This window comes from Paenibacillus glucanolyticus NBRC 15330 (assembly GCF_004000885.1).
In the GTDB taxonomy this organism is placed as follows: Bacteria; Bacillota; Bacilli; order Paenibacillales; family Paenibacillaceae; genus Paenibacillus_AQ; species Paenibacillus_AQ glucanolyticus.
This window is the reverse complement of sequence record NZ_BIMC01000021.1, coordinates 1-12,137: the sequence shown is the minus strand read 5'-3', so window position 1 is coordinate 12,137 and position 12,137 is coordinate 1. Positions and strand designations below refer to the sequence as shown.

Genomic DNA, 12,137 nt, shown 5'->3' with positions numbered 1-12,137 from the left:
AACCCGTGAACGTGGAGGAATGACGCTTGAAAGAGATGATACTATCCTGGAAGCATGTGTTTAAGCTGGATCCCGACAAGGAGATCAGTGACGACAGCCTTGATGTGGTATGCATGTCAGGAACCGATGCCATTATGGTTGGGGGTTCAACCGGAGTCACTTATGAAAATACCGTGGATCTTCTGTCCCGTGTAAGGCGCTATGAGCTGCCGTGCGTACAGGAAGTATCCGATCTGGAAGCCGTTGTACCCGGATTTGATCTGTACATGATCCCGATGGTTTTGAACACACAGGATCCGACCTGGATCATGGGGCGGCATCGTGAAGGAATCGAATGCTATGGTTATATGATTCCGTGGGACTTGGTTGTGACCGAAGGGTATATCGTATTAAACGAGAATGCGGCGGTGGCGAAGCTGACCGGAGCAGAGACTTCGATTGAAGCAGGCACGGCCGCCGCCTATGCGCAGATCGCGGACAAGCTGATGAATTTACCGATTGTTTACCTGGAATACAGCGGAGCCTTTGGAGATATGGAGACCGTTCGTACGGTCCGAAGATCGCTGGATAATGCCCGTTTGTTCTACGGTGGCGGAATAACCAACGCCCAGCAAGCGCTGGAAGCTGCCTCTATTTCAGATACGATCATTGTAGGCAACGTAGTGTACGATGATCTCGAGCAGGCGCTTGAGACGGTTAAGGCTGTGAAGGGCTGACCGGATCGGCTATCTTTTCTGTTTGCAATCATTTCTCTTTTATTGAATCTACAAATCTAGGAGGCAAAATAATATGCAGCCCATTGACATACACGAGGCGGTCAAGCGTCTCAACCCCGAGCAGCGGAAGGCCGTTGAAGCTACGGACGGACCTCTGCTCATTATGGCAGGAGCCGGCTCAGGCAAGACGAGGGTGCTGACGCACCGGATTGGTTACCTGATCGCCACCCGTAAAGCCGCACCATGGAGCATTCTTGCGATTACCTTTACGAATAAAGCAGCCCGCGAGATGCAGGAGCGGGTATCCAAGCTGGTCGGCCGCGAAGGCCAGGATATCTGGGTATCGACATTCCACTCGATGTGCGTGCGCATTCTGCGCAAAGACATCGAGCGGATTGGTTTTACCTCCAATTTCAGCATTCTGGATTCAACGGACCAATTATCGGTCATTCGGAACGTGATGAAGCATCATAACATCGATCCGAAGAAATTCGAGCCGAAGGCGGTTCAAGCGGCCATGAGCGCGGCCAAGAATGAGCTGATCTCCCCGCAGCAGTATGAACAGAAAGCCGGGGACTATTTTGAATCCCTTGTAGCCAAGGTGTACACCGAATACCAGAAGCGCTTGAAGAGCAACAACTCGCTTGATTTCGACGATCTGATCATGACCACGATCCAGCTGTTTAAGGAAGTGCCGGAGGTCCTCGACTTCTACCAGCGCAAATTCCAGTACATTCATGTAGATGAATATCAGGATACCAACCGGGCGCAGTACATGCTCTGCCGTATGCTGGCGGACAGCCATCACCGCATATGCGTGGTCGGGGACAGCGATCAGTCCATCTACCGCTGGCGCGGTGCGGACATCACGAACATCCTGAATTTTGAGCAGGATTATCCCGAGGCGCGGACGATTCTGCTGGAGCAGAATTACCGTTCTACAGCGAACATTTTGAACGCTGCCAACAATGTGATTGGCCTGAACACGGGCCGCAAGCCGAAGAATCTGTGGACCGAGCAAGGTGAAGGACCGAAGATCAAGGTGTTCCGGGGGGATACGGAGCATGATGAGGGATATTTTGTTACCTCGGAAATCAGCAAGAACATCAATGCAGGCAAGAACTATCAGGATCATGCGATCCTGTACCGGACCAATGCGCAGTCCCGGGTTATCGAGGAAATTCTGATCAAGTCGGACATTCCGTACCAGATCGTCGGGGGTATCAAGTTCTATGATCGCAAAGAGATCAAGGACATGCTCGCCTACCTGCGCCTGATTTCGAATCCGGATGACGATATCAGTTTGACGCGGATCATCAACGTGCCCAAACGAAGCATCGGTGACACCACCGTCGCGAAGCTGGCTGCAGCAGCCGGAGAGCGGGGCATCTCGATCTTCCGCGTGCTGGAAATCGTGGACGACCTCGGTTTTGCCGGACGGACGCGCAATGCGCTGGTGGGCTTTTACGACATGATTGCCGCCCTCAGTCGAATGGTCGAGTTTCTCTCGGTCACCGAGCTTACGGAAAAAATACTGGAGATGTCCGAATACCGGCTCGAGCTGCAAAATGAGAATACGATCGAATCCAGATCCCGCCTTGAGAACATTGACGAGTTCCTGTCGGTTACGCAAGAGTTTGAGAAGAATAATGAGGATAAGTCCCTCATCTCCTTCCTTACGGATCTTGCGCTGATCGCGGACATCGATTCGATGAACGATGACGAAGAAGACCGTGACGACGCTGTCGTGCTCATGACCATGCATAGCGCCAAAGGTCTGGAGTTCCCGGTGGTGTTCATTATCGGCATGGAAGAAGGGGTATTCCCGCATAGCCGTGCCTTCATGGATAACGAAGAGCTGGAAGAGGAGCGCCGCCTTGCTTATGTCGGCATTACGCGTGCCGAGAAGCAGCTGTTCCTGTCCTGTGCGCGTATGCGTACACTCTTTGGCCGCACGACGGCGAACCCGCCTTCACGCTTCCTGGAGGAAATCCCGGAGGAGCTGAAGGAAGACACGCAGATGGCGCATGACCGCTACCGCCGCGGTGGAAGCGGAAGTGTAGGCGGATCTTATGCAGGACGTGGCTTCGGCGGAGGCGGAGGCAGCAACTTTGGCGGTGGACGCAGCGTGGACCTCTCCCTAAGTGGATCGACGGCTTCGGCTCAAGCCGCACCGAAGAGCCGGGTGACCATGACAACCGGTGCCGCATCCCGACCAGCGTCTGCTTCGGGCAGCGGGGAATTTAAAGCTGGCGACAAAGTAGCCCATGGCAAATGGGGTACCGGCACCATTGTGGCGGTGAAGGGAAGCGGCAATGACATGGAGCTGCAGATTGCTTTTCCGGCACCGGTTGGCGTAAAACGTCTTCTTGCCGGTTTCGCGCCGATTACGAAGGTGGAATAAGGGAAGAACTAGGAGCATCAGCATGAACGAAACGCAACCTGTTATGCCCTTATATTATTGAAGGAGGATTGCCCCTGTATGGATTTCAAGGAAAAGATGGGGAAGCTCATCACGGAGCTGAACAATTATAATTACCACTACTATACGCTGGATCAGCCGCTGGTGAGCGACAAGGAGTATGATGCCCTGTACGATCAGCTGGTAGCGTTGGAGGCAGAGACCGGAGCGACGCTTCCGGATTCTCCGACCCAGCGGGTGGGAGGGGAGATTCTGAAGGGTTTTGCCCCGCACCGTCATTTGGCTCCGTTATGGAGTCTCGATAAGGCTCAGAACATCGAGCAGCTCCGTACCTGGCATGATCGGGTGGTCAGGCTGGTCAATGACTACAATACGAAGAATCCCGGCAATCCTCTGCCGAATCCTTGTTACGCGCTGGAGCTGAAGTTTGACGGGTTAACGCTGAACCTGACCTATCAGGACGGCAAACTGGTTCAAGCTTCGACACGGGGCAACGGTGCAGTAGGCGAAGGCATACTGCCCCAGGTGAAGACCATCAAATCGGTCCCGCTGACGATTCCTTATGATGAGGGCACGATTGAAGTGCAGGGCGAAGGTATCATGAACCTGTCGGTGCTGGAAAAATACAATCAAACCGCAGCCGAGCCGCTCAAGAATGCGCGCAATGCGGCGGCAGGGGCGCTTCGCAATCTCAGTCCGAAGGTGACGGCCGAGCGCAAGCTGAACGCTTACTTCTATAATGTAGGCTACTCGGATGGAATCACTTTTGCCGACCACAAGGAAATGATGGATTTCCTGCGTGAGAACCGCCTTAAGGTCAATCCTTACATTTTCTACTTTGAGCAGTTTGATGATGTGATGGAGCAGCTGGCCGATATCGAGAAACGCCGTTCCGAGCTGGACTATCTCATCGATGGAGCGGTTGTGAAGGTGACCGATTTCCGCATCCGCGAGGCGCTGGGATACACCGACAAGTTCCCTCGCTGGGCGGTCGCTTACAAGTTCGAAGCGGAAGAAACTACGACCGTACTGCAGTCGGTCACCTGGAACGTGGGACGAACGGGTAAAATCACGCCGCTCGCGCGCGTGGAGCCCGTTGAGCTTGCCGGTGTTACCGTGCAAAATTGCACGCTGAACAATATCGGGGATATTGAGCGCAAGAACCTCAAGTTCGCGCTGGGCTCACGTGTCTTCATCCGCCGTTCGAATGACGTCATTCCCGAAATTCTTGGAAAAGTAACGGAAGAGAACGACGGCGAAGAGATTTTGTTCCCGGTGGAGTGTCCGTCATGCGGATTCCCGTTGGAGCAGCGCGGGGCGCATCTGTTCTGCAACAACAAGACCGGCTGCAAACCGCAGATCGTGGCGAGAATTACGCACTTTGCTTCCAGGGACGCCATGGACATAGAAACGTTCAGCGACAAAACCGCCATTCAGCTGTATGAGGAGCTCGGCGTTCGGGAGCCTGCGGATCTGTATACCCTCTCTTTTGACAGCTTGGTGAAGCTGGAGCGATTCGGCGAGAAAAAAGCACAGAACCTGCTGGACGCCATCGAGAAGAGTAAGGAGCGGGATCTTGCATCGTTCCTCTTCGCCCTGGGTATTCCGAATACCGGCAAATCCACGACCAAGATGCTGGCCGATCACTACCGTGATCTGCATCGAGTGATGGCAGCGACCGCAGAAGAGCTCGTCGAGCTTCCGGACGTAGGAGGCATCGTGGCCGACAGTATCGCCGGATACTTTGCCGACCCTTTTGCGCAGGCGAGTATCGAGAAGATGCTTTCATTGGGCGTTCAAGCACAAGCGCCGGAAGCACCGAAGCCGGTCAGCAGCGATTCCTATTTCAGCGGCAAAACCGTTGTGCTGACAGGCACGCTTCATCTGCTGACCCGTGAAGAGGCGACGGAACGCTTGGAAGCACTCGGTGCCAAAGTCACCGGCAGCGTGTCCAAGAAAACCGATCTCCTCATCGCAGGCGAAAAAGCCGGCAGCAAGCTGGCCAAAGCCCAGCAGCTCGGCATCGACATCCTGGAGGATGAAGAAGAGTTCGTGCGCTTGCTGAACGAATAACATCTTAATCTGGATATATCTTGCAGAAGCAGATAAAACCCTATATAAACCGAGGCTATCAATAGCCTCGGTTTTCTTTTTTTCACTCGCTCGATTCAACCTCTCTTACTTCCCTTGTAAGCTTGATTTTTCTTGAATCTATTGCGTTTTCTCTCATTCGTCAAAACCTCCTATGAAATCGACTTTTTTTAACAAAAACATACAGAAAAGGATGGAGGAATCTAATTTTGTGGTCTAGAAGTTATTTACCATGGGTCAGTCATCCAATAGAAAGAGGTGGTAGTGAAGTCGTTTACTGCTAGTTTTAAGACCCTGTTGTTATAACAGAAAATTGAGTTGTAGGGAGGAGCAAAGTCTTGAGTAAACGAGTGTTGTCCATATTATTAAGTTTGATATTAATGCTTTCATTGGTTATTCCGGCAGCTGCTGCTCCATCGGAGTCCAAGCAACTGCTGAACAACCCGTTAAGTGCGGAAGATGCTTTGCAATTAAAGCAGATTCTGCAGGATCGGGCTGAGCTTGCCAAGACGCCTGTGCTTGATGAACAATTGGAAAGTTTGGGGACGGGTCAAGTTGATGTCATCGTTGAATTGTCTGCTGAGCCGGTTGCACTGGCGAAGGGGATTTCCTCGATAGCGGGCAAATCATTTAGTTCTTCCATGAAGGCAAGGGTTGAGCAGAAGGTAGAACTGCAGCAGCAGACCTTCATTGACAATCTGAGCACCAACCATATCAATCATGAGGTTTCAAACCAATATAGCTATGCTTTTAACGGGGTAGCATTGGAGATGGACAGCAATAAACTTGAAGACATTCTCAAGATCCCGGGTGTGCTCGGGGTATATCCCGATCTGGAAGTAACGGCAGGACCAAAAGGTGAAGTTAGCCCGCATATGAAGGATACAGGCCCGTTCATTGGCGCTCCAGAGGTATGGGATCTGGGATATACGGGTAAAGGGGTTAAAGTTGGTGTAATCGACACGGGAATCGATTACGTTCACCCTATACTGAAGGATGCTTATAAGGGTGGGTATGACTTCGTGGATAACGATAATGATCCTTATGAAACGACACCGCTTGATTGGGAGAACGATCCTACCAATCCGCCAGAGGTGGATGATAGAGGAAGCACGTACTGGACCGAACACGGAACGCATGTGGCGGGCACCATCGCAGCCCGGGATGCGGGTGAATTCGACGTTGTGGGTATCGCTCCGGAAGCGGATATATACGCCTATCGTGTTCTTGGACCTTATGGAAGTGGTAAGTCCAGCTGGGTACTGGGAGGTATCGACCGTGCAGTTCAGGATGGACTGGATGTCATTAACCTCTCGCTTGGCAATGCCCGCAATGATCCGGACTACGTCACGTCCGTAGCTATTAATAATGCTGCGCTGGCTGGTGTTACGCCAGTCGTTTCCAGCGGCAACTCGGGGCCGAACCGGTGGACCGTAGGATCCCCGGGGGCATCAGCATTTGCCATTACCGTAGGTAACTCTACAGGGCCAAGTGATGAAATTTCGGCAACCACGCATTTTTACACGGATGCTGTACCGCCTGCGGCGCCAATCAGCGTGGATGAGAGCGCAGTAGATACTGGGGCTCAGCCTGAACAACCGACTGTTCCTGAAGAACCGCCTGGTGTACAAGCAGATGATATAGCCCAACTGGCAGTGACGGATGAGAACCCGTCGAATGCAGCAGGCGAAGAAGCTCCGGCAGCGGATGCGGTCCCTGTTGAATCTGCCGAAGAAGAAGCTGTTCCTGCAGCAGACACAAATGCACCTTTGAGCGTAGTAGACGCTACGTATAAACTTGAACTGATGGCTTGGAATCTCGCCGAGGATCCGGAAGTAGTCCTTAACGGAGAGTTTGGCCTCGTTTATGCGGACCTGGGTAAACCTGAGGACTTTGCAGGCAAAGACGTGGCGGGCAAAATCGCGTTGATTAAACGCGGAGAACTCGCATTCGTAGATAAAATTGCCAATGCCAAGGCAGCAGGTGCCATCGGAGCGATCGTATTTAATCAAAATCCGGGACCGATCGGCGTCCTGCTTGGTGACAGCTTTAACTTTATTCCGACGCTTAGTATGAGTAAAGAAGATGGGGATGCCATCAAATCTCTGCTCGACGCCAACCCCGATCTCAAAGTGAGTTTTTCCGATTTTATGAGAAACAAGTCGGCCGGAGACGAGATCAATGACTCAAGTTCCCGCGGTCCGGCTAAAAAGACGCTGGATATTAAACCTGACGTTGTAGCACCGGGAACAAGCATTCTATCATCCGTTCCGGCTTACGGGAAGAACGATCCAGACGCGGATTACAGTCAATCCTATGACCGTTTAACGGGTACAAGCATGGCTGCTCCACACGTAGCGGGGCTTGCCGCACTCGTCTTGGAGAAACACAGTGACTGGACTCCGTTTGATGTGAAAGTCGCACTGATGAACAATGCCAAAGTGCTGGATACGGATTCCTATGATGTCACGGATCAAGGAGCCGGACGTATTCAGGCAGTTGATACCATTCAGGCCGAAGCTCTGGTCAAGGTTCTGGATAAGACCTCTTATTTGGAAAACGGAACAAGTAAAGAGCAGGACAACATTACCGGAAGCATTAACTTCGGTAATTTTACGGGAGCAACGGCTCAAACCGTTCAGAAGAAAATAAAGGTTGAACAGATTGGTGGTATTGGCGGAGCGTTTGAGGTTGAGGTTCATACAACACAATCGACCCCGGGAGTAGCGGTTACGGTGGATCAATCCTCCTTTGACTTAAGCGGGGAGAAAGAATTGATCGTAACGCTAGAAGTACCAGCCGGTATTACCCGAGTTTCGGAACAGCAGGGCTATATTAACTTTGTAAACGGTACCCGCACTTATTCTGTACCTTTTGTAGCATACTTTAATCTTGAAATGACGGGTGTCAAATATACGAAGGTCTATAACGACACGGAAACCTACCTGCCGCATTTTCCTTTGAATGAACAGGGGGAGCTTGGTGAAGTGTCTGTAGGTTTCGAATTTTATAATCCTATGCAAGTTGTCATCATTGATTTGTACGATAGCCTGAATCCTGAATCAGGACCAGATGGTGACGGGTTGATTGGGCAGATTTTTGGTGCAGATGAGTTTCTTTTCGAAGCCAATACGGAATATACGCTCGGATTTGATGGGGAGTACTTCAATTACACAACCGAAGAAATTGAATTGATTAAAGACGGTCTGTACTCGGTAGATCTTAAGTCCCTCGGTACTAATAGGGTCGTTTACGGCGATTACGCAACCATTCCGTTCTTTGTCAAAACCAAAGCACCTATCATTAACACAAAATCTGATGTGCAGGCTTCCAGTGGTTCCCCTCTCGCATTAACTGGAACCATCAACGATCTTTATGTTACGGCTGTTCCGGCTTTAATGGACGAATGGACGATTGATTTTGATGTCAGCGAATGGCTGGATGCCACTTATGTTGTCAAAAAAGCCGACAAGACCGTTGCCAAGCAAGGCAGCTTCGACGTCGAACAGGATGGCGCATTTAACATTGCGTTAGATGGACTGTCCTCAGGTAAATACAACGTTGAGCTTTCGGTTAAGGACCATCAAGGATTGGAAGGAAAAGCTGCGGTATCTGTTAATGTACCAAGCACTCCAGATCCAGGTAATCCTGGCGGCGGCTCATCATCCGGTGGCGGATCCACAGGCACACCATCCACTCCAGCTCCTGAAGTTTCGGGTGATGCCAAAGTAACTACGAAGAAAAATGCGGACGGCACCGAGTCTGCAACAGCTGCCCTGTCCGAAGCAGCGGTTACAGCTGGAATTGCTGGCGACAGCAAGGAAGTGAAGCTGGACGTATCCAAGCTTGAATTCAGTAAATATAGCGATGTAGCTCTTACACTGGGCAAGGCAACCGTTGATAAACTGAAAGCATCGGGCAAGCCTCTTGTTATAACTGGTAACGGCTTTACCCTGACAGTGCCTGCCGATGCCTTGGATGATTTCACAACGACCAGCGGAGTCAGCCTAACGGTCTCGGTAACTGCGAGCAAAGCAGGATCCGGAAACAGCTTGAGCGCTGTATCTTCCATTGTTACGGTTAAACACGCCGCGAAGTTCAAACATCCGCTTCTGTTGACCTTGAACTATGACCCGGCCAAAGTGAAAGATACTCGTAAGGTTGGAGCTTACGTTCAGTCGGAAAAAGGAGACCTGCAATCCGCAGGATTGCTGCAATCGGCGTCACGCGGATCGATCACGTTCCGTATCAACGGACCGGGATCTTATGCAGCCGCTGAGAATAACGCAACCTTCAGCGACATCGTAGGCCACTGGGCTAAAGATGAGATCGAAGTTGCGGCTTCACAGCATATTACGAACGGTACCGGTGCAGGCCGGTTCTCTCCGAACAATGCAGTGACCCGCGCCGAATTTGCGACGCTGCTTGATCGTATTTTTGAGACAGGCATTGATTGGGAGACACGCAGCACAGAAGCGGGTGCGAAGAATCCGCTAACCCGTGAGGATATGGTAGTCATGATTGCTGAAGCGTTGAAGATTGATTTCGAAGCAGGCTCCTTGTCATTTAACGATGCGAATCTGATTTCGGAGGATGCACGTGCGGCTGTAGCCTTTGCTGTGAAGGAGGGTCTGGTTAAGGGCGTAAGCGGCAACCGCTTTGCTCCAGACGAAACCTCCACTCGGGCGCAGGTATCCGTGATTGTGTATCGCTTGCTGGATTATTTGAATAAAATCTGATGATCTACGAGCTAGTGATTATATGCAGTAAGATAGGGTAGAATCGACGGGAGTTGTCCTGGGTCTTAAAAAGAACCGGGCCAGCTCCTTTCTTTTTTAAACTGTAAAATATGGTTATATATTCTCATTGTGTCATGGTATATTTTATATGGATTAGTCAATCTTTAATCGGAAGGGATAGACATGAAGAGTAAAAAAACATTCGGCTATCTGGCCATACTCTTATTCCCGTTGTTTATAATCATTTGGGTTTTAAGTGGATTGACTCAGCCCGGGAGGGAAGCGGAAGATCTTCGCATGAGCATCGAATGGCTGACGAAGTACGTACTGCCATGGATATTTCTGTACTGGTTCGTCAAACTCGTTAGAAAAATCAAATAAAAAGACACTCACCATGCACGTACTGTGCAGTTGATGAGTGTCTTTTTTACGATATGAGGGTTATTCTCTGGACCATTCGTCCAGCTTGTCATCGCCAGGAAGAAGCAGGGCAAGGAGACCGAGCAGAGGCAGAAAACCAATTGAGATCATGACATTTCCGATTCCCCAGGCATCCCCAAGATTACCGAGTACAAGCGAACCGATACCGCCCATGCCAAAAGCGAACCCGGTAATCAGTCCGGAGACCGTGCCAATATTGCCCGGATGCAGCATTTGAGCATAGACGACGGTAACCGAGAAACTCGACAGAAGTACAAACCCACCGATCACGAGCAGAACGGCCGCCCAGAACGGGGAGACAAATGGAAGGATCAGAGCAATCGGAGCTGTACCAATCATCGAGAACATAATCATGTTTCTGCGTCCGAACCGGTCTGCCAGAGGTCCACCGAAGAAAGTGCCTATGGCTCCTGAAGCGAGAAACAGGAAAATATAAATCTGAGCATTATCCAGCTTGATCTGGTAAGCATCCATGAGATAGAAGGCATAATAGCTGCTGATGGCTGCGCCATACCAGGAGCGGATAAACACAAGGACGACGAGCACCAGCGTTGCGTTGCGAATGCTTTTACGGCGGGCGGGATCGAGCATGCGCCCGGCGGCTCTCTTTTTAAACGTGTATCCTGCCTTCAGCATACCGTGATACCAATAGGCAACATAAGATTGCACGAGGATGCCCGCAGCGGCAACGAAGGTGAACCCGATCGCGCCAAACTGTCCAAACGGTACGAAGATATATCGCGTAAGTAGTGGAGCCAGCGACTGACCGGCATTGCCCCCTACCTGAAAAATGGATTGAGACAGTCCCTTTCGCATGCCTGCAGCCATATGGGCGACCCGCATTCCTTCAGGGTGGAAGGTCGCAGAGCCTAGCCCGATCAGGACAACGGCAAACAACACCAGGACATAGGTATGCGCATAGGCCAGAATGAACACGCCTGCAAACGTGAAGCACATGCCGATCGGAAGCAGAATCGGTGTCGGCCTTCGATCCGCGGCGTAGCCGATAACCGGCTGGATAATGGAAGACGTAAAGTTGATGGCGAAGGAGATCCAGCCAATCTGCGTGAAGGTAAGGAAGAGATTATCCTTTAATATAGGAAAAATAGCAGGAATCACGGACTGAATCGAATCATTGAACAAATGTACAAAACTGATAGCGAGCAGTATTTTATATACCGTGGCCTGTTGTGCCTCTCCATGGGCAGGGCTTGGCGTATCCTTGGGTTTCTGGAGAGTTATGCTTTTGTCTGCCATTTGGCGAACTCCTTTCTTATGTAAGTAGTCGGGCTGTAGAAAAGCGATGAACTAACCTTAAAACCTTTTGAATAGGAAATCAATGACATTTCGAGATGAAATGAAGAATAATGCGAGTCTGAAATTCGATTGGTTTTGGTAAAGGATAAAAGATAAATGGGGGGAGTTTGGAGTCTTAAAACACCGAAATACGTATAGATACGTTGTTATGAGAAAAGTAGCATAATTATATATGAAAAAGCTTGCTATATCACTTTCAGCATGGTATATTACTAACTGTCGCTTTTGACGAAAGCTTTTGAAGCTTGTCGAACGGTGTCGAAAAAAAGTGTTGACATCAAGTTGAATACTTGATAAGATATAAACCTGCGCTGCTGATTGAGATTAATCGGCAAAGCAGCCAACAAGTTCCTTGAAAACTGAACAAATGGAACACGTCAATGTAACACAAGCAAACGTTGATACGTTAGC

General features: G+C 50.5%; 6 protein-coding genes. 5 read left to right on the top strand and 1 reads right to left on the bottom strand.

The features are described from left to right. The first annotated feature begins 26 nt into the window (after positions 1-26). The 5 genes from pcrB to PGL02S_RS23070 all read left to right on the top strand — a co-directional run bounded on the left by pcrB (position 27) and on the right by PGL02S_RS23070 (position 10,349). Positions 27-716 (top strand): heptaprenylglyceryl phosphate synthase, encoded by a 690-nt coding sequence (gene pcrB / locus PGL02S_RS23090; protein ID WP_036642528.1) that lies wholly within the window; start codon positions 27-29, stop codon positions 714-716. A 73-nt stretch (positions 717-789) separates the two neighbouring features. Continuing rightward, positions 790-3,120 (top strand): DNA helicase PcrA, encoded by a 2,331-nt coding sequence (pcrA, locus tag PGL02S_RS23085; protein WP_006212976.1) that lies wholly within the window; start codon positions 790-792, stop codon positions 3,118-3,120. Between the two features lie 78 nt (positions 3,121-3,198). Continuing rightward, positions 3,199-5,211, top strand: a complete 2,013-nt coding sequence (ligA, locus tag PGL02S_RS23080) for an NAD-dependent DNA ligase LigA (protein WP_036642527.1) — start codon at positions 3,199-3,201, stop codon at positions 5,209-5,211. A 356-nt stretch (positions 5,212-5,567) separates the two neighbouring features. Then, complete coding sequence (locus PGL02S_RS23075; RefSeq protein WP_036642525.1) at positions 5,568-9,968, top strand: S8 family serine peptidase; 4,401 nt, start codon at positions 5,568-5,570, stop codon at positions 9,966-9,968. Positions 9,969-10,151: 183 nt separating this feature from the next. Beyond that, complete coding sequence (locus PGL02S_RS23070; protein ID WP_036642523.1) at positions 10,152-10,349, top strand: hypothetical protein; 198 nt, start codon at positions 10,152-10,154, stop codon at positions 10,347-10,349. A 60-nt stretch (positions 10,350-10,409) separates the two neighbouring features. Here the strand turns inward: PGL02S_RS23070 and PGL02S_RS23065 are convergent, their stop codons facing one another. Beyond that, positions 10,410-11,666 (bottom strand): MFS transporter, encoded by a 1,257-nt coding sequence (locus PGL02S_RS23065; protein ID WP_036642522.1) that lies wholly within the window; start codon positions 11,664-11,666, stop codon positions 10,410-10,412. Between the last annotated feature and the right edge of the window lie 471 nt (positions 11,667-12,137).